The sequence below is a fragment of the Agrobacterium fabrum str. C58 genome (assembly GCF_000092025.1).
Taxonomy (GTDB): domain Bacteria; phylum Pseudomonadota; class Alphaproteobacteria; order Rhizobiales; family Rhizobiaceae; genus Agrobacterium; species Agrobacterium fabrum.
This window is the reverse complement of record NC_003064.2, coordinates 141,885-165,137: the sequence shown is the minus strand read 5'-3', so window position 1 is coordinate 165,137 and position 23,253 is coordinate 141,885. Positions and strand designations below refer to the sequence as shown.

Here is a 23,253-nt window from a genome sequence, read left to right as displayed (position 1 = left end):
GTCAGCCTCCCAATGCCTTGCGCATGTTCTGGAGCCGGAGCTTAACCTCGGCCGCTTCCGCGTTCTGGCAATTGGGCGTCTGGCGCAATGCACCCGGGTTGTTGCGGCACTCGGTAATCGTACGGGACAGCAATTCGGTGTCGGCGACGAACTCGTCCACCGTATGAGTTCGCTCCGCCTCTTGCGAACAAGCCGACAAGAGCACCAGGGAAAGGACGATGAGGGTGCACTTCACTGCAGCGCCGCCTTCATATTGTCCATCCGTTGGCGCCAGTCCTCCGCCTTGCGCTGTTCGTCGACCTGGTTCTGCGCCTCCTGCACCATCCTCAGCCCCTCCATCCGCAGGACGTCGGTCTGAAGAAATGCCTGTTCGACCTGTAGCCGAGCCTGCAGGTCGGCAATCTCTTTGGCGTCGCCAGCCGTGGAAATCTTTCCCCGCAGCTGATCAATCCCGTCGATGCGCTTGGTCCCGGCATCGTAGATTTGCTCACCAACGCTCATTTGCCCGGCATTCTTGTTCTGAAGCCGTGACAATTCCCGAGCGTAGAAATCATCGGCGTCAGTGCGGTAGGTCGAGTTACCTTCCAGAAACCTTGAGGCGGAATCACCGAACACGCCGGTGCCGTTGCCTTTGAGCAATCCCTCGATGGCAGCGAAGTCAAAGGGAAGCGCCTTGCGGATCGCCGGATCGTTGAGAACCTCGGCGACATCCGCCATATCGGTCAGCTTGTTGAGCGAGCCATAAAGCTGCCGAGCCTGGCCGATCTGCTCATTGAGCGCGTCGAGTTGCGACTTGAGCTGAGCGATGCTCTCGATCTGCTTGGCAATCGCAGCCTGATCGTTGACAGGAATCCCCTGCCCTGACACGCCTTCAGCAGCAAGCATAAGCACCGCGCTGAGCAGTACGCCATGAAGTCGATAGGAAGTCATCAGCTAGCACTCCTTCGCTGTTGGAAAATGGGAAGCCAGTTCTCGACGTCGTCTCCAACCTCCGCGCGGATCGCGTCGAGAAGTTCGACATTGGCGGTCCGGCCGGAGAGGATGGCGAGCTCGTCATCGAAGCCGTTGAGATCGAGCTCGGCAACGACGCTGTTGTGTCCTTGCTTCAACACGAACCTCCGGCTTTCAACGGAAAGCTCGCGCGCTATCAATTCGTATTCGCGCTCGGTGAGCTTGAATCCATCGACATAGTCGGCATGGTTGCCGCGCGAGTTGGGCAGGAAGATCTGTGTCGGGCATTGCTCGATGATCGTGTGCGCGATTGGCGAGTTCAGCGCGTCGCGCGGGCTTTGCGTGGCAAACAGCATCAACCCATTTTGTTTGCGGATGGTCTTCAGCTTGTTTTGCGCAAGATCGCGGAACCCCTCGTCCTGTAGCGCCTTCCAGAATTCGTCGATGACGATGATGATCCGGCGGCCATCGATCACCTGCTCGACGCGATGGAAGAGATAGGCCATCAGCGGTATGCGAATTTCCTCGTTGTCGAGGAAGTCGGTCATGTCGTAGCCGATGAACTTCCCTGATCCGCCGAAATCGCCAAATCCGATATCTTCGATGACATTGTCGAAGACCCAGCCGAGCGGCCCTCCCTCTTCCCACCGGCGGAGCCTCGCCGCGATACCTTCCGGATCCGTATTGTTGAGGAAAGCCCGCAGCGCCCCTATTGTCCGTCGCTCAGCGGGCAGGTCGGCAAGGCCGTCGATCGCGCCGGAGATGTCGCGAAGTTCGGTGACAGTCAGTTCCCGCGCCCCTGAACCCACAAGCTTGCCGATCCAGCGCGCCAGGAACACCTTGTTCTCCGGCGTCAGGTTGAGGGCCTTTAAGGGAGCGCAGCCGGTGGGGACCCCGTTCTTCAGCGGCAGGTAGGTGCCTCCGGCGGCGCGAACATAAAGGTCCGCGCCGCGATCCTTGTCGAAGAACACCACGTGCGGGTCGTGTTTCTCGAGCTGTGACAGCATGAAATTGACAATCACGGTTTTGCCCGCTCCCGACGGACCGCACATGAAGGTGTTGCCCAGATCGCCATAATGGAGATTGAAGTAGTAGGGCGAGCCTGAAGCGGTCTTGAGCAGGGCGACGGCGGGTCCCCACTCATTGCCGTCCTTCTGTCCGATCGGATAGGAATGGAACGGTGACAATGCTGCGAAATTCTTCGAGCTGATCGCGCCTGAGCGCGCGCGGTAACGAAAATTGCCCGGAAGTTGCGCCCACCATGCCGCTTCGAGACCAAGATCCTCGCGCGCAACGACAGCCCCGCCATTGGTCAGGCTGGCGCGAACCTTTGCCAGATTGTCGGTTAATTCCTTTAAAGTGGTCGCAAAGACGGAGAGTGTCAGGTGATGCTCACCGAGCACGAAGCGGTTGGACTCCAGGTCGTCCATCGCATCGTCAAGTTCATCGATCTGCGAAGCCGCCTTGTCGCCGCTGCTCACCAACTGGTTTTGCTTACGCCCCATGATGACGCGAGCGTCCGCCTTCGACACAAAGCAGAACGACTGTGAGAGAATGAGTTCAAACGGACTGTTTAGAACTCCGTCCAGCATGCCTGTCCTGGTACGGGCTGGATATTCCTTGAAGCTCAGCATGCCGGCGAAGCGGCTTTCTGCCTCATGCCGGATCTCGATCGTTTCCCGACCTATGATGACGCGATCAGAGTAAATTGCCGACGCGACGCGACCTTCGGTAAGCGGCACGCGCTCACGCCTCCCGCCGACGAGCTGGTGCAGCACCTCGCTCGGTTCAGAGAAGAGCATGCCTTCCTGTTCATAAAGAGAAAGGAGCCGTGGCTCAAAGCTCCTCAAGCCCGCCATTACAATGACGACTTTATCCTTAAGCTCTTTCAGAGCCTCTTCATCCAGCTCCGTATCGAGTCGTTTTGACCGTCGAAGGTACGACAGCAGCTTCCCCGCCTTGTCCGCAGGGCTACGCGCTGGCGACCAAAGGACGGTCAGATAGAGATCGTTGCGGAAAAGGTGTTCGCGTGCCATGCGTTCCCGGTATTTCTCGTTGAGCGAGGCGGAGAATGGCGTTGCAAACGTTCCGCCCGGATAGTCACTATCCCTGCGCCGAATGAGATGGGTCCAGATCGCGAGCCGCTCATCGGCTATATTTCGATAGAGCGTGTTGAGATCGCGATGGAGCGCGTTGATGTCGAGCAGATCAGCAGTTTCGAAAGATACGCCTGCGAGCGCGACCATGACCATGAGTGTCCGGGACTCGAGCGCGATTGTCGTCTCGTCGATGTGCCGCACGTAAGGGATAAAAGCCTCTGGCGTGAGTTCGCGTGATCTAAGGGTGGCGATGTCAGGCAATTCCAATATCCCTTTCGTCGAAGCGGCGTGTCAGTCTCAGGGGGGAAAGTGTTGCCCCGCCCCAATAGGCACCGTTGCGCGAGCGGCCGCGTGTCTCGACCCAGGCGAGCAGGATGCGGAACATGTTGTGATCGTGCTTGACGAGCGCTTTGAAGATGAGATGGAAAACGATGCCGACGAACGCGTAGGCGATAGATCCGGCGATGATGTATAGGATCGTCGTGACCATGATGTTGAAGCCCATCGCCTCCATCGTAACACCGGCAATCATCGCGGGACGCGTGCACGCGACGAAGAGTGTGTCTTCTTCGAAAACCGTTTGTCCGCCTACCATCTTCAGGCTCCGACGATGGTGTTGACGAGTTCGGTGGCGCCAAAGATGCCGCCAATTCCGATGATCCAGAAGCCCGCTCGCCTCAGGTCCATGTAACCAAACATCCAGGCGATGCAGATGACGATGACCGCAATCACAGCGAGAAGCTTCGCAATGTTTCCCGTCAGCATGTCAACGATGTTCTGCAGGACGGTCTCGATGCCGGCGGATTGCGCGAAGGCGGGCTCAACCATCGTCACTATAATGGCGACGGCCATGACGGACGAAGCGACGACGGGTCTGATCCGGGAACTGATTATCATTCACTCTGCTCCAATTCCAATTGATTGTCTTGAAACACCAGGACGGATGAACGGCTTCGGGTCTTGAAGACGTCCCACGCGGACGCCGCCGAGATCGCGTGTGCTTCCCCCGGAGTGTTTTCCGCCACCACTTCGGCAACAACGTCTGCTTGGGAAGAATTCGCCGACACGTTTGTCTGCAACCCTTTTCCCGTGTCGCCGATTGTAAATCGAGCCACTGTCGGTCCGAGCCGTTCGATTTCGCGGCGAACCTGATCGCCATAGTTGACCACGCCCCCGACCGACGGATCGTCACGTCCGCGGCGGGATTGCGGCACCTGCTCGCCCGAGGCAGGGTGCGCCTCCACCTTCACCGCGACACGAAAACAGGCGTCGAGTTGCGTTCCTGTAGACGTCTGGTCAAGGCGGAGTTCGATGGCTTCCGGTATCGAGGGGTTCAATCTGCGCAGTTCTTGCGGCCCGATCCCTTCAACACCAATGTGCATCTCGCGGCGTTCCACCGGAAAGGATGTGGCAACTTTGATCACCTCTGGCTTGGTCTCAGGCCGCCCGAGCGGCGCACTGCTGTCGCTCCTGATGTCGAGCGGAGACAATTGGCTTTTGAAGCCCGCAACACCCGGAACGGCGTCCGACGCAAGGAATGGCTCGAAGGTCTGGCAAAAATCTGAGAAGACAACGGGCATGTTCAGAACCACACCCTCTGCGTGGCGACGCCCTCAATCGTCAAGTCGACGTATCGAGGTTTCTCGCGGACCAGGGGTCGGGCGACGGTATTGGCCAGGCATTGGTATCGCCCGTTTACCCTTTGCCACCTCGGCGACGTGACAGAGCCTTTGTTCGGATCGCCACCGTCTCGATCTCGCCGGCAAAAGCTATCGCTCACGGCCTGCAGCGACGTGGAAATGCACGTCGCGTCACGTCCCCTAGGACCGTAGCCAGCAGATAAGCGGTAGCCGGCGTTGCAGTAATATGGTTCGTAAAGAGGGCGAGAGGTCTGAAAACCCACGCCCGCGCAAGTTGGAAACGGACGCCCTTTTGCCAACCACCTCCAAAGCTTCTCGACGGGCGGCTTGCATTCGCCATACTGGGTCGGACCGCCGGGATTGGATAAGCACAGGATAACCTGGCACCCCCATTCGTCGGCACGAGCGCTTCGCTCCGAAATGGTATAGAGTGAAATGGACCCTGACGCTGCTATGATCATTCGAAAGAAAAGGCCCTTCATGCCACCTACTCTCCGTCTTCCTAAATGTCCGCCTCAACTGCACGGCGACTCAGCACAATTATTTCACTATGCAAATAATAGATAGTTAAAACGATGGCAAGCAATTTAAGTGAAAGATGGCAGAGTCAGGCCTTGTCCGTTTTTGCGGTGCGTGAAATCCTGGAGAAGCCGATCGATGGTGAATCGGCGCAGTCTCGCATCAAGCAGATCGGCATGATGAATATTCTCTATCTGATGCACCAGGCGCATCAGAAACTAACACTCTCAAATGTAATTGATATTACCGGAATGACGCGTGGTGGGGTGATCGAAACCATTGAACTCTTGGTCCGGCGGGGCATCCTTACGGAAACGCTGGGAAGAAACTCAATGGGACGAGGAACGGCTCGACAGTTTGAGTTTTCCCCGCAGGTTTTTGCCGCGCTTGGGGGTACCACAGCGACCGGAAATGCCTGATTTTACCAATTATATTTTATACAGTATTCAATGTGGACGCCGTTTCAGATTACAGGGTCGGCATGTCCATGCCGTACCGCTCACCAGCATTGTCGCGGAAGTTTCTCGCTGCGGATGCTTACTGCCGAGTTTGTTCCAAGGGTCTGTGCTTGGTACAGCAGCCTCGACTGACCTCTGCCGCAGCGATGGCTAGAGGAAGGCCATCAAGCATTTGACTGGGATGACTGATCAAGGCGATACGCCAAGGCTGGATTTTTGTCGGGCCGACTGCGGAACGGATGGTCTGTAGCGAGGTTATTCTCTGACAGAAACAAGCAGGGTCGGTCATCTGGGCTCGAGCTGCTCACCAAGGAGATCAACATGAACCTTCCGCAGAACACGGTCGTTGCCGTTGCCGATGGCGAAAAGCTTAGCCTTTTTCGGAACGACGGAGATGCGGCGACTGTCAATCTGACAGCGTTGCCAGATCCGGCGATCGACAGCTCGAAGATCTCTTCCGGCGCCCGACATTCCCGTAGCTCGGCTAATCCCGACGATAGCCAGCAAGACGAAGACGGGTTTGGTGCAGGTGTTACGGATATGCTGAACAAGCAGGTGCTTGAGGGCAAGATTAAAAGTCTGGTGATTATCGCGGCACCGCGCACACTGGGTGAGATGCGCAAGGGCTACCATAAGTCGTTGTCGGAAGTTCTTATTGGAGAACTGGATAAAGATCTGACTGGCCATTCTGTACAGGATATCGAGAAAGCACTCGCTGTCGCTTAAATCCTGCATCTAAACGGCGTTATCGGCCCCGCCATCCCCGGCGGGGTTTTTGCTTGGCGCTCGTTGGAAATGTAGAGAATCGGCAACAATGTAGTGTTGCCAAATTTTGCTAGACTGTCCCTGACAAGAACGACGCCACGACTTTTTGCTTACGTCTTATTTCAGGAGATGGCGGGACTGATCTGAATAGCCGGTACGGAGGCCCAAAGCTGACGTCACTCCCGAAGTTGACCCAAAGGGGAAAAGAAAGTGGCATGTACTCCGACCGTGGGGGCGAAGAGACCACAATTGCGCAACTGCGTCTGAGCGAGGGAATAACCGGACGAAATCTCCGTTGCTCGTCATAATTGTTCATTTGGAGGCGTGTCATGAAACTCAAGCGGCTCTAAGCGTGATTCTGGGCGTTACCTTCACGGCAGCAGTCGCGGAAGCACGTACTCAATGGCATCTTTACGGTACGGTTCCGGTGACGGGTGACTACGTACGTGAGATCGCCTATCGTTCAGCACTCGACAGATGCAGTTTTGAATCTTACCCATCATACCACCCCGTCGGTATTTATGGAGGTGCATATGGCTCTCCCGAAATGCGCAGATGCATGTACCGTATGGGTTTCATCTTGGAAAATGGTGAGCCTCTCGCATACCCCGTGAGAAAGGCGAAGTACCTGTTAAGGTAACAAGACGCCAAAGTATGTAAGATTGAAGCGTCTGACAATCACCGTTTCAATCGCGATGAACTTGATACGGTTACGGCCCGGTTCCTCATCAAAGCGGAGCCATTTTGGTTTGCCGAGTGAATCGCGTATTGAAATCCGACTTCCGAATATCGACTTTTAGGATAACCTGGAGGTCGAAATGATCTACATTGTCATCGCGTTATGCGCGCTCGTCACAGCATTCTTTGCTTGCCGGTATTATACCACCAAGATTCTGCTTGTCGAACACGATATTGACAAAGCTATCGCACGGAAATTTGAGTCGAGTGGGAAGGCTATTGAGCTCGCGAAACTTCGAGAAAAACGCAGTGATGCGAAACCTTTTGCTCGACCTTCTGGAAAACGAAATGGCTTTTCCGGTGCAGCAGGCAACGGTATCAGTCGACGACTTATTCAGGATGAAAACGACCAAGATCCAAAGGTATCGCGAGATACTGGCCGAATCCCGGCATGTCTTGCAGCAGCGTGAGGCCAGTCGCGTTTCCGGGCTCTCAAGCTCACTGAAGAGTACCGAGCGCAGGATGTAAGGTTCAACACACACTCAGCGAAGAATAGCAAGAAACCGAGCAACGGGGATGACGGAAAAGCCGACGGCAACCCTTCTTGCGGCAGAGCGTCTCCTGTCGGCCCGAAGGAGACATTGAGATGCGGAACCGGTCGGCCCGCATCCCATAATCGCTGAATGCGTCTCACCAACTCTTTTGCACAAGTTCGCCTGATGGAGCGCAAGCGTAGAACCCTGCTGTCGGTCCATATGCGTGCGTCGTTGCTAGAGCGAATGCGGGGCGTGCGCCATCTTCAGGTGAGTGCCCCGGTCCGTTGCCTGTCATATCAGTCGATGTCAGGCCGGGGTCTACCGCATTCACTTTGATCCCTTCCCGATCAAGCTCCTTCGCAAGCTTGACGGTCAACATGTTCAGTGCAGTCTTTGAGGCGCAGTATCCGCCAAAACCGACCGTCCATGTTTCGCTCCGCATGTCCAAGGCATCCGTCAACGAACTGAGGCCGCTGCTCATCATTACGATCCGGGCCGCCTTCGATTTGCGCAACAACGGCAAGAAGGCTTGAGTGACGCGCATCACCCCGAAAACGTTGGTGTTGAACATTTGCTGAATCTCGTCAATTGACTCCTCGGCAAGAGAGGGAGGCGAACCAAACATGAGCCCGGCGTTGTTGACCAAAACGTCGAGATGCCCGACTTCACTCTCGATAGTTTTGGCGGCACTGGACGCGCTCGCATCGTCCGTAACATCGAGTTGCACTGCACGGGCGTCAACCCCGTTTTCTCTCAGTTCGAAAGCTGCCATCTCACCCCGTGACATATCTCGGCACCCCAGCCAGACCGTGTGTCCGGCTGCGCCAAGCTGCCGTGCGATGGCGAGGCCAATACCCTTGTTTGCTCCTGTGACGAGTGCAGTGGGCGGTGTGTGGGTCATGATGACGTCCCTGATCATTTCGATGTCAGAGACATACTACGATATTCGTAATATTCAACCTTCGTATTTTGCGATCTGTTGGGTAATCCTCAGAAATTCGGTTTGGTCAACGGTATCAAGCGCCCGCAGCATCGCTTTGCAGGAGGCTCGATATCCATCGATATAGCCTGCGACCACTTGCTGCCCCTTGTCCGTGATTGTCAGAGCCACCGACCTGCGGTTTGCCTCTGGCCGCTGCCGTTCAATCATCTCCCGACGGACCAGCCGGTCGGCCGAAGACGACATTGTCGTCAGCGCGACCTGAAGATGCCGGGCTACATCCCCCAGATTACACTCGGGATGCTCATCAATGAAAAGAAGCGCCTGAATGTCGAGGGGGTTGAGCGAGTTTTGCATGACTGCCGCTGCCTCCGCGACCTTGAAACGACGGGTAAAGCGCTCAAAGGCGGTAGCGAGTTTTTCGATTTGTTCGGGCGTAGGTTCTGTCATTCCTGGAATTAAGCATTTCTGCTCGGAGGACGTAAGCCATATACCTTAGAACAGGCATTCCTTGAATTTATGCGATGACCGCTTTTGGCGCGAAGCGGAAGACCGCAGTTGGCCCGTAGTGGTCATTGAGCTTGGCTAATATACAGGTATCGATTTACGATGCGCCCGCTGCTCTGGAGCCGTTTTTGGTAGACCTCCATTCGGTCATGGACTTTTTCCGCGACTTTCTGCGACGGTATATTTTCGGGGCTTATTATGCTGACCACCCTGCCCAGGCCAAGGGTGTTCAGCGCATGGCCCCGACAAGCTGTCGCAGCCTCAGTAGCAAAGCCGTTCCCCTAGAAGCCACGCCACAGATGATACCCAATTTCCGGTTCGGTGCCTTCAGGGGTCTCTTGGAGAGTAATCCCACAGTCGCCGATGACCTGTCCAGAAGAAGGGTCAACTACTGCCCAAAGGCCGAAGCCGTGCTTGAGGTAGCTGTCGAATGAAAGCTCCTGAAACCAAGTCCGGATTTCCGATGACGACTTGGTGCTTGGATAGAATTTCATGCATTCATGGTCGGCGTAAATCTTGCTCAACGCGTCTAGGTCTTGTTTCTCGACTTCCCTAAGAAGCAGTCGGTTAGTCCTCATAATAGTTGGCACGCAAACCTCTCATCTCGCCCGTCGGACACTCTGCCAAAAGGTTGACTCTTGTGCCATTGCCCCTTGACCTCAACTCTAGTTGAGGTTGTACGAATTTTAAGGCGGTCGCGGCCCATCGAACGCGACCACGTCAAAGGAGGGCGTCTTGGTCACATATTTTCGCTACTCAAAACCCAAATATTCCGTCAGAACACGCCTGGTTGGAGCCGTATTGTTGCAGTTACTTGGCACCGGATTGTTAGCGTTCATCTTTTGCCATCTGGACACGCTTACGGCGAAGCCAACGATAACTCTCGGTCAGTTTTTGCCATGCTTGGTTGGGGGCGTCGCTGGGTTTCATTCTGTGGCTTTTCGTCGGCCAGCAACAGACGGCCAGCTTAGCCTTGTCGCAACATCGTTCTTGGCATTTGGAATCTTTCATTGGCTGGCGTCCTATTCATTGCCTGATCTTTTGCTAGCAAGATTGATATCGGGATTTGGACTGGGCGTGGTTGTTGCAAGAGCCTTCCGGCGTGGCTTTCTTGAAAATCCGGTAGTTCCCCGCGTCCGATAGATTCCCGACCGCACTTGGTGCTTTGCATTAGGGCAGTTCCCCGCCCGAAGCGGACATCAGGTCAGCTTGCATTCCTATCTTTCAGCCAAAGCCCGAATTCCTGAACGACTGCGACAACTTTACCCAGACGGCGTCCTTCTTCGGTGAGCGCATACTCCACCTTTACGGGAACTGTTGGGTAAACGGTTCTGGCAATCAAGCTGGCGTCCTCCAATGCACGGAGGTCTAGGCTCAGCATCCTTTGAGAAATGCCCGGTATGAGCCTCCTGAGTTCGTTGAACCGTTTTGGACCATCGATGAGATAGGATGCGATTAGCAAACGCCATCTTCCGCCCAGCAGATGCATTGCGAGCTCAACGGAACAACCGGTGACGGTGTCCTTCAAATTCGCACCTCCTGAAAACCGGTATAATTTATGTACCTAGATGACATTATTTTGCGTTCTTACATTTCTCTACCGCGTCAACTAAGTGGATTTTGGTCCTCATGCAACATGCCGCGAGGTACTGAAATCCAGGAGACGATTAATGAAACTCTACTACATGCCCGCCGCTTGCTCGCTCTCACCACACATCGTTGCCAACGAACTGGAGTTGGATATCGAATTTGTCAGGGTGAACTTCAAAGATCATAAGACTGAAGGGGGCCAAGATTATTACGACATCAATCCCAATGGCTACATTCCGGCCCTGGACGTGGGGAACGGCGCGATGCTTTTCGAGGGGCCAGCCATCGTCCAATACATGGCCGATCTGAAGCCTCAATCCGGCCTCGCTCCCGCCAACGGCACTTTCGAGCGTTACAAGCTGCAGGAGATGCTGAGTTTCCTATCGACCGAAATCCACAAGGGCTTCATTCCACTTCTTTATGCGAAACAGGCGGGTGCATATCTCGAAACAGCAACGCCGAAGCTGGAAAAGCGCTACGCATGGATCGACAATTTGCTGGCATCGCAGCGTTTTTTGATGGGCGAGAATTTCACGGTCGCCGATGCATATCTGTTCGCTCTCACAAGCTGGGGACAAGCGTCATGGCTGAAGTCATACTATGGTGCAGATATCCATTTCGACGATCTTCTCAACCTCAGAGGCTGGTATGAACGCGTAAAAGAACGGGATGCGGTGAAGCAGTCCATACTTGAAGAAGGCTTATCGCTGAGCTGAGTTCATCATTCTTTCCAGCACGCTATATGTCCGCAATTGGCGCTTCCGCGCCAAGTCGGCCGTTGGCCCATAGCAGATGTTGACAGAGGTGTTTTGCCACACTGTACTGGCTGCCATCGCAGATGAATGCAGCCACAAGGTTAGCCAGATGCAAATTAGGAATGCCTCGAAAGAGGATGCGCTCCGGTGCGTGGAGCTTGTCGAAGCAAGACGCAAAGAATACGAGAACTACGAGCCGCGCTTTTGGAAGAAAGCCGCTAACTCAGCTGCTTCGACTCTTTCATGGTTTGAAAAACTGTTCTCTGATGAGCACAACGTGTCTCTTGTCGCCGTTGAGAACACACTGATCGTCGGTTTTCTTATCGCGCGAGAGTTTCCAACTCCGCAAGTATACGATCCGGGTGGGGCGACCGCTTTGATCGATGACTTCTGCGTTGCTGCTAAAGATCGTTGGCACGATGCGGGTGCAGCATTGTTACAGCGCGCAAAATCGGAGCTAAATCGGCGGGGGTTCGCACAAGTTGTGGTAGTTGGCGCTCAACGGGATGCCGCCAAAACTGCGTTATTGAGCCAAGCCAACCTTTCATTAGCTTCGACATGGTGGACATCAGAAGTGTAGCATTTCCCGAAATTGCGGGCATTCCTTAACTCAACGGCACCCAGCCATAAGTTGGACTCTCTGTTGCCGGAACGGCCGCTTCTGGTGCACTCTCGCCAAATTGGCCGCCGCCCCGAGCGGCCTCAAACCTCATCTTTTAAAGAACAGGCTCGAAAACACAGTTGACCACGCCAACGTTTGCCACGAACTTGCAAAGCTCAGACATGGACGGAGTTATGTGATGGTGCGGTCGGTCATCGAGTTGCGGAACGTCGCCGGCACTGAGGCAGCGATGGGTTGGGCTGGCGGCCATACGGTGGTCATCGATCGGCCGGAAGGCAAGGCCGGGGGATTGGGTCTCGGTTTCAATGGCGGCCAAATGCTCGCTCTAGCAATAGGAGGCTGCTACTGTAATGACCTACGCTATGTCGCCCATGAACGTGGCGTGAAAATCGAACAAATTGCCGTAACAGCGACACTTGACCTAGAGGGTGTACCGCTGGTCGCCACCAAAGCCGTGCTATCTGTAAAGTGCGAGACATCGGACGGCTCCGATCCGAAAGCCTTGATCGATCATGCGTGGTCGGTGTGCACAGTCGCCAACTCCCTCAATCGCGGGATCCCGACGATAATACAGGTCGCATGACCGTTTTTGGCGCTTTTCAGCCTTTTCGCGGTACCTGCTACAGATTGAGTTGAGGCCGAAACATCTTCGCTGTCGTCCTACGGTCAATCGTCCCCAATAGACTTTGAGTCCGTCTCGGATGGCGTGGGCAAGATGTGAGGCACCGCTGCGAGAATGACCAAGACGATCGCGGTCGATAAGACGGCCGTTACCTCCATTCCCAGGCCGGCCATTACACCAATCGCGGCTGTCGCCCAGATACTGGCCGCTGTGGTGAGCCCTTCTACCTCCCGCTGCGCCGAGCGGATTATGATAGCACCCGCGCCGAGGAAGCCTATTCCTTGAACGACACCCTGCAGTACCCGTGACAGATCGCCGATCTGCATGCCGCTCTGCAGTGGACCTAAAACGAAAAGTGCAGCACCTACGGCAACCAACATGTGAGTCCGCAAGCCAGCACTTCTGCCCTTGCTCTCGCGTTCGAACCCGAGAACCCCACCGAGTACCGCCGCGATCACAAGGCGCACAGTGATGCGAGTTATGGCCGACGCGTCTGGAACATCAGAGAATTCTTTGACTAACGTCCCCCAAACTTCGTCTCCCACGGTCGCATCCTTATTTCGTTCGCAAATTTGGCATGTAAACGAGGTGCCATACAAACGCTGCGTTGGCAACTTCACTGCCGCCATCGTCACCCGTGAGGGTAACTTTTGTGCCGATAGGGGGAATAACAGCCGCTCGCACCGTCAATTGCCGCGGGATGCCTTCCCCCAACCGTCCAGCGGAGCGATTGCTCGTGCGAGCGCAAGCAGCAAGCACCGGGATGTAAAGCCATGTCTGCATTTAGGTACGGGCAAACACGGTGTCTGTGACTGGAATGCAGGCGCGAAGCGGAAGACGACCTTCGGCCCGGAGAGGAAGTCGAGCTCGGTCCTGAACGTCCATTGACAACTGACCCTGTTTGGAGTGGCAAATAATCGCTACTTTATGGGTTCAATTTGGAAAGCGTCCGATAAGATGGAACAATCGCAATACAGCACCGCGTCCCGTTTGCCGACAGTAGAAGAGTACCTGCATCTTCGTTCTGTCGCCGGGCTAAGTGCGTTTTCGCCAGAGGCTGCCCGGTTAGGGCTAACGGGTACGGTTTACTCGGTCGTTGTCATGCATCGAGGCGCGGCAATCGGGATGGGGCGATTGATCGGCGATGGAGGCTGCTTTTTCCAGGTTGTCGACATCGCTGTTCATCCCGACCATCAGGGACGAGGACTGGGGAAAACCATCATGCAGACAATCATGTCGTATGTCTCGCGAAAGCTGCCCGTCTCGGCCTATGTCAGTCTGATCGCCGACGTTCCGGCGAACAAACTCTACGAAAAATTTGGCTTCAAAGAAACTGCTCCGCGATCGCTGGGAATGGCATATCGGGTTACTTCGGCTGAACCTTGAAACGAGCTTGCAAGACGGCCGCAATTGGCGCAAAGCGGAAGACGGCAGTCGGCCCTAAGCGGACGATCATCAATGAATAGTCGCCATCGGTGCGAACACTCGGGTAAGGAAATCGCGGAGAATGGGAGTGACCTGATCGCGGGGAAGCCGATGACCGCCATCAAGCGCGTGAAAACGTACAGGGACCCCCGACCTTGCAAGAGCCTCGGAAAATCGTTCAGCCTGATCGACCGATGCACGATCATCATATTTGCCGTGGAGAAGTAGGGTTTCTGATCGGATGCTATGAGCATGATAGAGTGCGGATCTATCCAGGAAGGCCTCGTCTGAGATACCTGCTTCGTTTCGGATAGCCTCTTGCAGGCCTCGTGCACTTGTCTTGTAGGCGTCTCTCAAGTCATAGACGCCTCCAGTCAGTATGATCGCTTTGAGATCGGCCACCTTGGTTGCCACCATGGCAGAGGCGACAGCCCCACGGCTGTTGCCATAAAGTACGATACGCTCTGGATCGACCGATGGCTGCCGCTTGAGGAAATCCAACGCCGCGACAATCGCTTTCTGTGTCGACGGTCCGCAGAAATCCGCTGGTCCGTCCGATGTGCCGAAACCAGGCTGCGATACGGCGGCCGCCGTTATGCCGAGGCGCGAGGAGAACCGGACGAGGGATCCATCTTCGACCGCTTCCTGTCCACCTAAAAGAAGTCCTCCCTGATTACCGTGAACGAACAGTATCGCTCCGTTTCGTCGATCCGAAGCACGCGCCTGGAATAGCTGAACACGAGCGCCATCGCCCCGATCTATGGTGTGTTCTGTTACCTCAGCCATGGCGGTCACCCCGTTGCAACTGCGGGTGAGGATACGGCGGGATGTCCTACCGTCAAGGTCCCCAAATGGCGCTTCTGCGACATGACAGCCTTGGGCCGATTGCGAACATTACGAGATGGCGAGCCCGGCGCTAGGCGATTTTGAGAGCGTCAAGGTCACCATTACTCAGAGATGCTAAATTAGCTTCAATCTTCTCGATTGGCCAGTCCCACCAAGCAATATGAAGCAGGACATCTATCACCTCAGCGGGATAACGCATTCTAATCACGGTAGCGGGATTGCCGCCAACCACGGCGTAAGGCGGGATATCGCGAGCAACGACCGAGGCTGCGGCCACGATAGCACCCGCGCCAATGCGCACACCAGGCATGATAGCCGCGTTGTGGCCGATCCAAACGTCATGACCGACGACCGTGTCTTTGACCGGCAGTTCCTTGTAGCCAAACGTCTCGGGCTTGAAGATTCGAAATGGATATGTTGTGAAACCAGTCATGGGATGATTGGCCGAGCTGGTTATGAAGTAGCAACCCTTAGCAATCTGTACAAATTTGCCGATCAGCAGCCGCTCGCGACATGTGTGACCGAGATAAGGGGCAAGTATCTGGGCTGTCTCTTCTGGGGTTCCAGAATGCGTGAAGTAGCTGTATTCGCCGACCTCGATACGAGGATGGTCGACGACGTTCTTTAGATACACCGTGTCCGAATAAACCCTGCCGTCAGGCAGGGTGATAGGATGGATTGCGTCAGGATCGAGGAGCGACATGGTGAACCTTTTACTGCCCATTCCGACGCTACACGAGGTCGGGCGCGTTGAGTAGGCTAGATTGACGTGATCGGAATGACGATATCCCTTCCAAGCCACGGAAGCCACCGTGCCGCCTTTATCGCTGCCATGAATGGTTTTTATAATGGCTTGGCGAGTGTTTGTGCGCCAATGACCGCTTCTGGCGCACAGGTGACGTGTTACGCCGTTGCGAAGCGTTGCCTGCTTTCAGGCGCGTCCCATGATGGCCTCTGTGACCGACACGAAGGCGCTTTGCCGACTGGCCGGAGCCGACCCCATTATCGCCGTTCACTATGCGGGCTGACTTCCCGGAAGCAATCATCGCGGGGGGCCTTAGCTGTAAAGGTAGCGACGCATGCAATAGAGCAGCGTTGCCATTTCCGCGTTCTCGCGCAAGTCGATCGCGCGCCTGAAGAGGAACCGATGGGTCGCCTCGTCGACGCCATTAGTTAGCTCGCATTCAAAGGTGAACCGATGCGTCTGTGAGGATCGGCTGGTTTAGCGAACGGAAGCTTCCGTGAACTTAATGCGGGCCGAACGACCGATTGAAGCCGCTTTGCCAGCTTGCCAGACCCGATCCCATTCTGGCCGTTTGGCGCCAGAACGCCAACGCCCAAAAGCCGCCGCGAGCAACTAATCCAAAAGCTTGCCTTGCGCTCCGTCCTTATACCTCGCTCGCAGCTTCCCCAAGATCTCGTGTGAGAAACATGACGGTCGCCAAATCGGACGTTCCTCTGGGAAACTCTCTCCCAGATCGTGCCACTCGACACGAGCATCGGCGGTCGTGCCCTGGAAAGTGGCCTCAATATTGGCCGAGAGGGCTGGAGCACTGTCGGGAATTAATATCCTCTGCCTCATGGTCGTGGTTTGCTCTGGGCCGGCGGTGAGCCGAACTTGCGGGAATAGGCGCGGGAAAATGCGGCGGCGCTGCCGAAGCCGACCCCGGTGGCGACCGATTTGACACTTCGTCCGGCGCGCAGTTCTGCTCGTCCAAGCGCCAGGCGCCAGCCATTGAGGTAGGCGATAGGCGACTGGGCAACGGTTTGCGTGAAGGTGGAAATGAATTGTCCGCGCGACATATCCGCTATGGCGGCAAGGTCCGCAATCCGCCAATTTCGCGCCGGATTGTCATGTATGGCCACAAGGCTGGGATGCAGTCCGGGGTGCGCCAGACCCGCCAGTAATCCCGCATCGACCGTGCCGATCGCTATTGCCTTGCGGATCGCAAGCACGACGATGATCTCGCATAGACGCGCCTCGATAGTACCGCCACCACAGCGGGCGACCTCGACCTCGGCCACCATCAGTTGACACAAACCGCGCAATTCCGGTTCGTTGGCCAGTGAAAGGCACAATTCGTCTGGCAGTGCACCGACCAACGGATTGGCACTACCGCCAAAATCCACTGTGGCGCCAGCGCATATAGCTGCGCCATCCGGCAGCGACGCCGTGGATCTGGCGCGATAAAGCAGATGGGTCGGTTCACCTGCGCCATGGACATTGATGATCAGGAGGTTAGCGGCTTCAGCACAATCGCAACGTGATGCGCCAAGATGAAAGGCTTTCAGGAAAGCCGTCAACCGATCATGTTTTCGCCCGGAATCTGAACTTTCAGTCATGTATTTCCTCCCTTTCCTGATCGCAAATCTTGTATCCTCCTTGAGCGAAGCACGCCAGCACGTCTAAACAGACAAGAGACAGCATGACACAGGATTTTGCAGCTAAATTTGACGCCTCCCGCGCAGGGGAATACGCACGACAGAGTAGGATAGCGCTGGCCGGATATGACGCCTGCCACGAGCTTTCCGCCTGCATGCTGTCGGCAGCTCTGGGCGAAGGAACGGCGGCACGGGTTCTGGTTGTCGGGGCCGGCGGTACGGCGGGCGAAATCATCGCCGCCGCTCGGCTGGAACCGCAATGGTCCTTTGTCGCCGTCGATCCTTCAGCACCGATGCTCAACCTTGCACGCGATCATCTGGTCAGGGCCGAAGTGTCTGACCGGGTGGAGACCGTCCTCGGAACGGTCTCCGATCTGGATAGAGCTCCATCGTTTGACGCCGCAATCATGATCGGCGTGCTGCACCATTTGCCAGGGAACGCCGCAAAGCAGGATGTTCTGGCGCAGATTGCAATGCGGCTGTATCCTGACGCGCCCCTGATTGTGGCGGGGAATTATCGGGCGTATGCGTCGCAGCCCCTGCTCATGGCAGCATGGGCAGCACGCTGGCGTATGAACGGCGCCGGGCCAGAAGAGGTCCAGGCCAAAATGGGCAAGATTCTGCAGGGTGCGGAGCCACCCCGATCGGAAGACGAGGTCATTTCATTGCTGGAAGGCGTTGGTTTCAACGAACCGCTTCGGTTTTTTGCAGGCCTGTTTTGGGGAGCATGGCTGGCCCGACACGTGGGGAACGCTAAGTGAGCGCCATAATCTGCTCGATTTGCAGACAGTTTGGATCAAAGAGACAAGTTTACTCTAAGCCATCCGGTATTGGCTAATTGTCAGCCCGAACCCCGATGGCTCTACGTAACGCCGGGGCGAAAAACGTCGTATGAGCACACTCGCGCAGCTAGAGGATAGCTTTCAGGCCTTGAAGCGACAACAAGAGCGACCTGAACGAAGCCGTATATCCGGAAAAGGTCGATGCGCCGAAATACACGGTCCCGCTCGGCTCGGTGCCCTTGGCTCATATGATAAAAATCGGCGAGATTGCATGCAACCTCGCCGTATCTGGCCGTTGACTTGCGCGTTCTATTTACGCGTAAAATTCGGGAGCCTTCTTGAAGTTCGCCCAGGCGTCAGGGTCATGGCCGGTGACGACTGTCGCATCATGCTTTTCGGCATAGGTGCGGAGCTTCTGAACAGAACGGACCGTGTCAACGGTCGAGGCAAGGAAGCCAGGCAAAGCCTTCTCTTCCCAGTGGTCCAGTGTGTAGGCAGCATCGATCGTCAGGAGAAGCGGTTTGCTGTTTGGCAGGCGCACCAGGAAGGACTGGTGGCCGGGCGCATGACCGGGCGTGAAGATCGTGGTGAGCGTGCCGTCGCCGTAAACATCGTAATAATCGTCCTGCGCACCGTTGAGGAACTGCCACTTCAGACCCGGCTTGTCGAAGTCCTTGCGGATATAGCCGCCGCCAGCAAACCAGTCGGGCGTAAAGGCATATTCATATTCAGAGCGCTGCACGATGTGGGTTGCGTTGGGGAAGCGACCGATGGCGCCGGTATGATCGAGATGCAGGTGCGACTGCACAACATATTTGACATCGGCCGGATCGAAACCAAGCGCCTTGATCTGGTCAACGCAGCCCTGGTCCTTGTCCAGTACTGGCCAATAGACATCGCAGATGCCGCCCCAATGGCCACGCGGATCTGTTGCAACTTCAATCGCGTTGCCGCCGTCGATCACGGTGTGCCCGGCCGGATGGGTAATCAGGAAAAACGGAACGGGGATCTCATAGTCTGCACCGTTCCCCTGGTTCATCTTAATGTTGTGTACCTTGCATTTCAGCGTACCCGACTGAAGCATGTAAAGTCTGATATCGGTCACTCGTTTTCCTCCCTTGGAACTGAAGATATCGCTGTAAGAAATGGGTCAGAACGCCTCGCGGTAGAGCGCAAGCGCATCCTCTTCGCGGACTTCGACCGGATTATTGACCAACAGACGGCTCTGTTTCATTGCGTCGGACGCAAGCATGGCGAGCGTGTTGTCCGTCACGCCGACATCGCGCAGACGCCGCGGCGCGCCGCTTTCGTCCATCAGCGTTTCCATATGCTGAACGAACGCATCCGAACGGGTTGCCGCATCCCCTTCACCCGGAACACCCAGCACGTCGGCAAGCTCCGCATAAAGCGACGCTGCAGCCTTCGCGTTAAAGCGTAAAACCGGCCCCAGCATCAGGGCATTGGAAAGCCCGTGTGGCACGTGATAATGGCCGCCCAGCGGATAAGCGAGCGCGTGGACGGCGGCCACCGGTGAGTTGGCGAAAGCCTGACCTGCCAATGTCGCACCCAAAAGCATGCCTTCACGGGCTTTCCGGTCGGCCCCGTTCCTGCAGGCGGCGATCAGGTTTGCACCGAGCAGCCGCAGTGCCTCGCGCGCCAGAGCATCTGATAGCGGGTTCTTCTTGTGTTTGCTGGTGTAAGCCTCGATGGCATGCACCATGGCATCGATACCGGTGGCAGCCGTATGGACCTGCGGCAGTCCCACCGTCAGTTCAGCATCCAGAAGAACGAAATCAGCGTAAAGCTGCGGAGAAACGACCCCCATCTTGGTGGTTTCTCCCGTGGTGATGATGGAGATGTTTGTGACTTCCGAACCGGTACCGGCCGTGGTCGGCACCAGCACGAGCGGCAGGCGTGATCCCTTAACGTTTCCGATCCCGTACATGTCGGCAAGCGTCTGGTCGGAAACCAGAAGGACAGCCACGAGCTTGGCGATGTCGAGCGATGAGCCCCCGCCAAGACCAATAACGATATCGACGCCGATCTGCCTTGCGGACTCGACGCAGTCGGCAACGATGTGCTCTGGCGGATCAGCAACGACCTTGTCGAAGATCGTGACGTTAAAGCCGCTGGCCGCAAGGGCGTCAGCAATCGGCTTGATGAGGCCGGCCTTGATGAGACCTGCATCGGTAATCAGCAGCGCCTTGCGCGCCTGAAACCTGCCGGAAAGAATCTCTCCGAGGCGATGGGCGCCACCCCAGGCAACCTGCATGGAGGGAACGGTGCGGAATTCGAAAGGGTTGATGGTCATCTGATCCTCCCAGCGTGATCTCAGCCGATGGCCGAGCACAGGTATTTGATTTCAAGATATTCATCGATGCCGTAGTGCGAGCCTTCGCGGCCCAAGCCGGACTGCTTCACGCCACCGAATGGTGCGACTTCGTTGGAGATGAGGCCTGTATTGTGGCCCACCATGCCGTATTCGAGCGCTTCTGCGACACGCCATGTCCGGCGGACATTCTCGGTGTAGAAATAGGCCGCCAGACCAAATTCGGTATCGTTCGCCATGGCGACCGCTTCGTCTTCCGTCCCGAACCGAAAGAGCGGGGCGACGGGTCCAAAGGTCTCCTCACGGGCAACCTTCATGGCCTGGGTTGCACCAGTCAGAACCGTTGGTTCGTAGAATGTGCCTCCAAGAGCATGACGCTTTCCACCGATGACGATCTTTGCTCCCTTGCCAAGGGCATCAGCAACGTGATCCTCGACCTTTGCCACGGCCTCCTGGTCGATCAGTGGACCTATCAGAACACCAGGTTCCGTGCCCTCACCGACGGACAGGCTTTCGACCCTTTTGACCAGCTTTTCCGCGAATGCGTCGTAAACACCATCCTGGACATAGATCCGGTTGGAGCACACGCAGGTCTGTCCGGCATTGCGGTATTTCGACACGATCGCGCCCTCAACGGCCGCATCCAGATCGGCATCATCAAAGACGATGAAAGGCGCATTGCCACCAAGTTCCAGCGACAGTTTCTTGATCGTCGGGGCCGATTGCGCCATCAGCAGACGACCGACTTCAGTCGATCCGGTAAAGGAGATCTTTCGCACCGTGTCGCTTTCGGTAAACACCTTGCCGATATCGCGTGCGGCGCCCGTCACCACCTGGAAGACACCGGCGGGAACGCCCGCTTCTTCGGCGAGAACACCCAGAGCAAGTGCGGTGAGAGGGGTCTGCTCAGCCGGTTTGACGATCATCGCGCAGCCTGCGGCAAGTGCCGGGGCCGCCTTGCGGGTGATCATCGCGGCCGGGAAGTTCCATGGCGTGATCGCGGCGCAGACACCGATCGGCTGCTTCAGGATGGTAATGCGCTTGTCCGTGGTCGGCGAAGGAATGGTATCGCCATAAACACGTTTGGCTTCCTCCGCGAACCATTCCACGAAAGATGCCGCATAAAGGGCTTCGCCCTTTGCTTCCGCAAACGGCTTTCCCTGCTCGGCAGTCATCAACGCACCAAGATCGTCAGCGTTCGCCACCATGAGATCAAACCATCGACGCAATATGGCAGCGCGGTCCTTCGCAGAACGGCGGCTCCACTCGGAAAATGCCTTGCCTGCTGACTCGACTGCAGCTTTAACCTCATCTGCCGACAATGAAGGAACGTGACCGATGATCATCGAGTTGGCGGGATTTTCCACCGCAATCGTCTTGCCATCCGCGGCTTTCAGCCAGCGACCATTCACCAGGCAGGCATCACGCAACAGCGCCGCATTTTTTAGCTTGATCATCGACCTCTCCCGCATTAGAGTTCAACTAATTGAACTTGAATCATTAGAGTGAACTATGGGCCAAAGGGGCCAAGTGTGTCAAGGAAGGTGCATGGCTGAAGATCAACAATCGTCGCAAATATCAGACACTGTACCAGCACTCAGACGCGCCGTGCGTATTCTGGATCTTGTGGCAGGTTCCCCGCGGGACCTTACAGCCGCCGAGCTGACACGCATTCTGGATTTGCCCAAAAGCAGCGCGCATGGCTTGCTTGCGGTGATGACTGAGCTTGATCTTCTGGCGCGATCTGCCGATGGAACCCTGCGTATTGGACCCCACTCGCTCAGATGGGCAAATGGTTTTCTGTCGCACCTCGATATAGTATCGACATTCAACGACCATCTCGCCCAGCGCCACGACCTCGATCCCTACACGGTGACCCTCACCGTCCGCGAGGGTGGCGAAGTCGTTTACATCGGCTGTCGCAACTCGGCTCAGCCGCTTGGACACACGTTCCGGATCGGTATGCGTCTGCCGGCGCCATTTACGGCCACCGGGAAGATTCTCCTGTCCGATCTGGGGCCTGGTGAATTGAGGATGCTGTTCTCTCAGTTTCCACAGCCTCTGACATCAAGGAGTGTTGCTGGCCTTTCGCAGCTTGAAGAGGAACTGGCTCTGACGCGCGCTCGCGGCTACTCCATCGACGATGGTCAGATCCGCGAAGGTATGCTTTGCATTGGGGCTGCGATACGCGATTACTCGGGAGCCGCATCTGCCGGCATTGCAATCAGTCTGATCCGCAGCGAAGCCAGCGACGAAAAAATCGCTAGCCTTGGTGAGGAGCTTCGCACCACTGCCAACGCGCTTTCTGAAAAGCTTGGGTACCGATCGCAGAAAGACTAGTCGTAACCTGTAGGGGTATGGTCGATGCCGACGAGCCCAGCTTTGCTGTAGGGGCCAGTGCACCAATACCCCAGGTAACCCGCGTGCAGAGTACGGCTGCGCCGGGCGCACTCCGGATCGAGAACAAAAAAATACATCGCTGATGTGTTGAGCACCAAGTGAAAAGACCTCGGTCCGGAGATGCGCCATCCACCGCGTTGCCTGATACCCAACTGGGACGAAGCCGAACAAAGGGTTGTCAACATAGGTCATTGCCCTCCGGTACGGTGCGAAAACCTCGTGCGTGTCTCCACGAACTTGCCAATAATTTCTCGGCAATTGCAGTGCCAGAAGGCAGATGTACGTTCCCGACCCGGGGAAACCTGGCAAGAGTGGAAACGACGCTTATCGTTAGATCGAGGAACTCGAGACGACTCCTTCGGAGCGTGTCCTAGGTGTCTCGCCGGACCGTATGAGGCGGCGTCTGT

At 56.2% G+C, this 23,253-nt stretch carries 26 protein-coding genes and 1 pseudogene; 9 read left to right on the top strand and 18 right to left on the bottom strand.

Going from position 1 to position 23,253, the window contains the following annotated elements; genetic code table 11:
• Position 1 precedes the first annotated feature (1 nt).
• From ATU_RS24715 to ATU_RS26810, 7 genes are read right to left on the bottom strand one after another with little or no spacing between them, the layout of a single operon-like run.
• Positions 2 to 235, bottom strand: a complete 234-nt coding sequence (locus ATU_RS24715) for an EexN family lipoprotein (protein ID WP_003517253.1) — start codon at positions 233 to 235, stop codon at positions 2 to 4.
• A complete protein-coding gene (gene virB5, locus ATU_RS24710; RefSeq protein WP_010974425.1) occupies positions 232 to 930 on the bottom strand; it encodes a P-type DNA transfer protein VirB5 in 699 nt (232 codons plus the stop codon). Before virB5 ends, ATU_RS24715 begins: the two co-directional genes overlap by 4 nt.
• Entirely contained in the window at positions 930 to 3,311 is a 2,382-nt protein-coding gene (locus tag ATU_RS24705; RefSeq protein WP_035257085.1) for a VirB4 family type IV secretion/conjugal transfer ATPase, read from the bottom strand. The genes virB5 and ATU_RS24705 overlap by 1 nt, the downstream gene beginning before the upstream one ends.
• On the bottom strand, positions 3,304 to 3,645 hold the full coding sequence (locus ATU_RS24700) for a VirB3 family type IV secretion system protein (RefSeq protein WP_010974423.1): 342 nt from the start codon (positions 3,643 to 3,645) through the stop codon (positions 3,304 to 3,306). The genes ATU_RS24705 and ATU_RS24700 overlap by 8 nt, the downstream gene beginning before the upstream one ends.
• Before the next feature lie 2 nt (positions 3,646 to 3,647).
• Positions 3,648 to 3,947 (bottom strand): TrbC/VirB2 family protein, encoded by a 300-nt coding sequence (locus ATU_RS24695; protein ID WP_010974422.1) that lies wholly within the window; start codon positions 3,945 to 3,947, stop codon positions 3,648 to 3,650.
• Entirely contained in the window at positions 3,944 to 4,630 is a 687-nt protein-coding gene (locus ATU_RS24690; protein ID WP_010974421.1) for a type IV secretion protein AvhB1, read from the bottom strand. The genes ATU_RS24695 and ATU_RS24690 overlap by 4 nt, the downstream gene beginning before the upstream one ends.
• A 2-nt stretch (positions 4,631 to 4,632) precedes the next feature.
• The gene (locus ATU_RS26810; protein ID WP_010974420.1) at positions 4,633 to 5,172 is read right to left on the bottom strand and encodes a hypothetical protein; all 540 of its coding nucleotides are present in this window, start codon (positions 5,170 to 5,172) and stop codon (positions 4,633 to 4,635) included.
• 93 nt (positions 5,173 to 5,265) lie between these two features.
• Between ATU_RS26810 and ATU_RS24685 the strand changes: the two genes are divergently transcribed.
• From ATU_RS24685 to ATU_RS24675, 3 genes are all read left to right on the top strand, one after another.
• Positions 5,266 to 5,628: a transcriptional regulator gene (locus tag ATU_RS24685; RefSeq protein WP_010974419.1), complete on the top strand. Its 363-nt coding sequence runs from the start codon at positions 5,266 to 5,268 to the stop codon at positions 5,626 to 5,628.
• 360 nt (positions 5,629 to 5,988) lie between these two features.
• Positions 5,989 to 6,393 (top strand): host attachment family protein, encoded by a 405-nt coding sequence (locus ATU_RS24680; RefSeq protein ID WP_010974418.1) that lies wholly within the window; start codon positions 5,989 to 5,991, stop codon positions 6,391 to 6,393.
• An 857-nt stretch (positions 6,394 to 7,250) separates the two neighbouring features.
• Positions 7,251 to 7,580 carry a hypothetical protein gene (locus tag ATU_RS24675; RefSeq protein ID WP_010974416.1) on the top strand — a complete coding sequence of 110 codons (330 nt, stop codon included), beginning with the start codon at positions 7,251 to 7,253 and terminating at the stop codon, positions 7,578 to 7,580.
• Between the two features lie 220 nt (positions 7,581 to 7,800).
• Here the strand turns inward: ATU_RS24675 and ATU_RS24670 are convergent, their stop codons facing one another.
• The 4 genes and pseudogenes from ATU_RS24670 to ATU_RS24655 all read right to left on the bottom strand — a co-directional run bounded on the left by ATU_RS24670 (position 7,801) and on the right by ATU_RS24655 (position 10,621).
• Complete coding sequence (locus ATU_RS24670; RefSeq protein ID WP_010974415.1) at positions 7,801 to 8,547, bottom strand: SDR family oxidoreductase; 747 nt, start codon at positions 8,545 to 8,547, stop codon at positions 7,801 to 7,803.
• 54 nt (positions 8,548 to 8,601) lie between these two features.
• Positions 8,602 to 9,036 carry a MarR family winged helix-turn-helix transcriptional regulator gene (locus ATU_RS24665; RefSeq protein ID WP_010974414.1) on the bottom strand — a complete coding sequence of 145 codons (435 nt, stop codon included), beginning with the start codon at positions 9,034 to 9,036 and terminating at the stop codon, positions 8,602 to 8,604.
• A 122-nt stretch (positions 9,037 to 9,158) separates the two neighbouring features.
• Positions 9,159 to 9,671, bottom strand: a pseudogene (locus ATU_RS24660) (GNAT family N-acetyltransferase).
• 626 nt (positions 9,672 to 10,297) lie between these two features.
• Positions 10,298 to 10,621: a winged helix-turn-helix transcriptional regulator gene (locus ATU_RS24655; protein ID WP_003517287.1), complete on the bottom strand. Its 324-nt coding sequence runs from the start codon at positions 10,619 to 10,621 to the stop codon at positions 10,298 to 10,300.
• A 142-nt stretch (positions 10,622 to 10,763) separates the two neighbouring features.
• Between ATU_RS24655 and ATU_RS24650 the strand changes: the two genes are divergently transcribed.
• The 3 genes from ATU_RS24650 (at position 10,764) to ATU_RS24640 (ending at position 12,643) form a co-directional block, all read left to right on the top strand.
• Entirely contained in the window at positions 10,764 to 11,399 is a 636-nt protein-coding gene (locus tag ATU_RS24650; protein WP_003517288.1) for a glutathione binding-like protein, read from the top strand.
• 76 nt (positions 11,400 to 11,475) lie between these two features.
• On the top strand, positions 11,476 to 12,018 hold the full coding sequence (locus ATU_RS24645; RefSeq protein ID WP_010974411.1) for a GNAT family N-acetyltransferase: 543 nt from the start codon (positions 11,476 to 11,478) through the stop codon (positions 12,016 to 12,018).
• A gap of 220 nt (positions 12,019 to 12,238) precedes the next feature.
• On the top strand, positions 12,239 to 12,643 hold the full coding sequence (locus tag ATU_RS24640; protein ID WP_010974410.1) for an OsmC family protein: 405 nt from the start codon (positions 12,239 to 12,241) through the stop codon (positions 12,641 to 12,643).
• Positions 12,644 to 12,726: 83 nt separating this feature from the next.
• Here the strand turns inward: ATU_RS24640 and ATU_RS24635 are convergent, their stop codons facing one another.
• Positions 12,727 to 13,311, bottom strand: a complete 585-nt coding sequence (locus ATU_RS24635; protein WP_010974409.1) for an MgtC/SapB family protein — start codon at positions 13,309 to 13,311, stop codon at positions 12,727 to 12,729.
• A 328-nt stretch (positions 13,312 to 13,639) separates the two neighbouring features.
• Here ATU_RS24635 and ATU_RS24630 point away from each other — a divergent pair, with 328 nt between their 5' ends.
• On the top strand, positions 13,640 to 14,068 hold the full coding sequence (locus ATU_RS24630) for a GNAT family N-acetyltransferase (RefSeq protein WP_026330850.1): 429 nt from the start codon (positions 13,640 to 13,642) through the stop codon (positions 14,066 to 14,068).
• 69 nt (positions 14,069 to 14,137) lie between these two features.
• Here ATU_RS24630 and ATU_RS24625 read toward each other — a convergent pair whose 3' ends face one another.
• The 3 genes from ATU_RS24625 to ATU_RS24615 all read right to left on the bottom strand — a co-directional run bounded on the left by ATU_RS24625 (position 14,138) and on the right by ATU_RS24615 (position 17,296).
• The gene (locus ATU_RS24625) at positions 14,138 to 14,893 is read right to left on the bottom strand and encodes an alpha/beta hydrolase family protein (protein ID WP_003517297.1); all 756 of its coding nucleotides are present in this window, start codon (positions 14,891 to 14,893) and stop codon (positions 14,138 to 14,140) included.
• 130 nt (positions 14,894 to 15,023) lie between these two features.
• Entirely contained in the window at positions 15,024 to 15,656 is a 633-nt protein-coding gene (locus ATU_RS24620; RefSeq protein ID WP_019565710.1) for a CatB-related O-acetyltransferase, read from the bottom strand.
• Between the two features lie 875 nt (positions 15,657 to 16,531).
• Positions 16,532 to 17,296 (bottom strand): AraC family transcriptional regulator, encoded by a 765-nt coding sequence (locus ATU_RS24615; protein ID WP_010974404.1) that lies wholly within the window; start codon positions 17,294 to 17,296, stop codon positions 16,532 to 16,534.
• Between the two features lie 83 nt (positions 17,297 to 17,379).
• On the opposite strand from ATU_RS24615, the gene ATU_RS24610 reads away from it, so the two are divergent.
• Positions 17,380 to 18,096: a class I SAM-dependent methyltransferase gene (locus tag ATU_RS24610; protein WP_010974403.1), complete on the top strand. Its 717-nt coding sequence runs from the start codon at positions 17,380 to 17,382 to the stop codon at positions 18,094 to 18,096.
• Positions 18,097 to 18,430: 334 nt separating this feature from the next.
• Here the strand turns inward: ATU_RS24610 and attM are convergent, their stop codons facing one another.
• Genes attM through ATU_RS24595 form a run of 3 tightly spaced genes read right to left on the bottom strand, consistent with a single transcriptional unit; the run spans position 18,431 to position 21,903 of the window.
• Positions 18,431 to 19,222 carry an AttM family quorum-quenching N-acyl homoserine lactonase gene (gene attM, locus ATU_RS24605; protein ID WP_019565706.1) on the bottom strand — a complete coding sequence of 264 codons (792 nt, stop codon included), beginning with the start codon at positions 19,220 to 19,222 and terminating at the stop codon, positions 18,431 to 18,433.
• Positions 19,223 to 19,267: 45 nt separating this feature from the next.
• A complete protein-coding gene (locus tag ATU_RS24600) occupies positions 19,268 to 20,428 on the bottom strand; it encodes an iron-containing alcohol dehydrogenase (protein WP_010974401.1) in 1,161 nt (386 codons plus the stop codon).
• Between the two features lie 20 nt (positions 20,429 to 20,448).
• Positions 20,449 to 21,903 carry an NAD-dependent succinate-semialdehyde dehydrogenase gene (locus ATU_RS24595; protein ID WP_010974400.1) on the bottom strand — a complete coding sequence of 485 codons (1,455 nt, stop codon included), beginning with the start codon at positions 21,901 to 21,903 and terminating at the stop codon, positions 20,449 to 20,451.
• Positions 21,904 to 21,958: 55 nt separating this feature from the next.
• On the opposite strand from ATU_RS24595, the gene blcR reads away from it, so the two are divergent.
• Positions 21,959 to 22,786 (top strand): IclR family transcriptional regulator BlcR, encoded by an 828-nt coding sequence (blcR, locus tag ATU_RS24590; protein ID WP_010974399.1) that lies wholly within the window; start codon positions 21,959 to 21,961, stop codon positions 22,784 to 22,786.
• Positions 22,787 to 23,253: the final 467 nt, after the last annotated feature.

Coding starts and splice junctions, on each gene's coding strand:
- ATU_RS24665 (WP_010974414.1), bottom strand. CDS start 9,036: ATGACAGAACCTACGCCCGAACAAATCGAAAAACTCGCTACCGCCTTT.
- ATU_RS24625 (WP_003517297.1), bottom strand. CDS start 14,893: ATGGCTGAGGTAACAGAACACACCATAGATCGGGGCGATGGCGCTCGT.
- ATU_RS24620 (WP_019565710.1), bottom strand. CDS start 15,656: ATGTCGCTCCTCGATCCTGACGCAATCCATCCTATCACCCTGCCTGAC.
- ATU_RS24595 (WP_010974400.1), bottom strand. CDS start 21,903: ATGATCAAGCTAAAAAATGCGGCGCTGTTGCGTGATGCCTGCCTGGTG.
- ATU_RS24630 (WP_026330850.1), top strand. CDS start 13,640: ATGGAACAATCGCAATACAGCACCGCGTCCCGTTTGCCGACAGTAGAA.
- ATU_RS24615 (WP_010974404.1), bottom strand. CDS start 17,296: ATGACTGAAAGTTCAGATTCCGGGCGAAAACATGATCGGTTGACGGCT.
- ATU_RS24640 (WP_010974410.1), top strand. CDS start 12,239: ATGGTGCGGTCGGTCATCGAGTTGCGGAACGTCGCCGGCACTGAGGCA.
- virB5 (WP_010974425.1), bottom strand. CDS start 930: ATGACTTCCTATCGACTTCATGGCGTACTGCTCAGCGCGGTGCTTATG.
- ATU_RS24645 (WP_010974411.1), top strand. CDS start 11,476: ATGTTGACAGAGGTGTTTTGCCACACTGTACTGGCTGCCATCGCAGAT.
- ATU_RS24690 (WP_010974421.1), bottom strand. CDS start 4,630: ATGCCCGTTGTCTTCTCAGATTTTTGCCAGACCTTCGAGCCATTCCTT.
- ATU_RS24610 (WP_010974403.1), top strand. CDS start 17,380: ATGACACAGGATTTTGCAGCTAAATTTGACGCCTCCCGCGCAGGGGAA.
- ATU_RS24670 (WP_010974415.1), bottom strand. CDS start 8,547: ATGACCCACACACCGCCCACTGCACTCGTCACAGGAGCAAACAAGGGT.
- ATU_RS24650 (WP_003517288.1), top strand. CDS start 10,764: ATGAAACTCTACTACATGCCCGCCGCTTGCTCGCTCTCACCACACATC.
- ATU_RS24685 (WP_010974419.1), top strand. CDS start 5,266: ATGGCAAGCAATTTAAGTGAAAGATGGCAGAGTCAGGCCTTGTCCGTT.
- blcR (WP_010974399.1), top strand. CDS start 21,959: ATGGGCCAAAGGGGCCAAGTGTGTCAAGGAAGGTGCATGGCTGAAGAT.
- ATU_RS24695 (WP_010974422.1), bottom strand. CDS start 3,947: ATGATAATCAGTTCCCGGATCAGACCCGTCGTCGCTTCGTCCGTCATG.
- ATU_RS24600 (WP_010974401.1), bottom strand. CDS start 20,428: ATGACCATCAACCCTTTCGAATTCCGCACCGTTCCCTCCATGCAGGTT.
- ATU_RS24635 (WP_010974409.1), bottom strand. CDS start 13,311: ATGGCGGCAGTGAAGTTGCCAACGCAGCGTTTGTATGGCACCTCGTTT.
- ATU_RS24680 (WP_010974418.1), top strand. CDS start 5,989: ATGAACCTTCCGCAGAACACGGTCGTTGCCGTTGCCGATGGCGAAAAG.
- ATU_RS26810 (WP_010974420.1), bottom strand. CDS start 5,172: ATGAAGGGCCTTTTCTTTCGAATGATCATAGCAGCGTCAGGGTCCATT.
- ATU_RS24700 (WP_010974423.1), bottom strand. CDS start 3,645: ATGGTAGGCGGACAAACGGTTTTCGAAGAAGACACACTCTTCGTCGCG.
- ATU_RS24675 (WP_010974416.1), top strand. CDS start 7,251: ATGATCTACATTGTCATCGCGTTATGCGCGCTCGTCACAGCATTCTTT.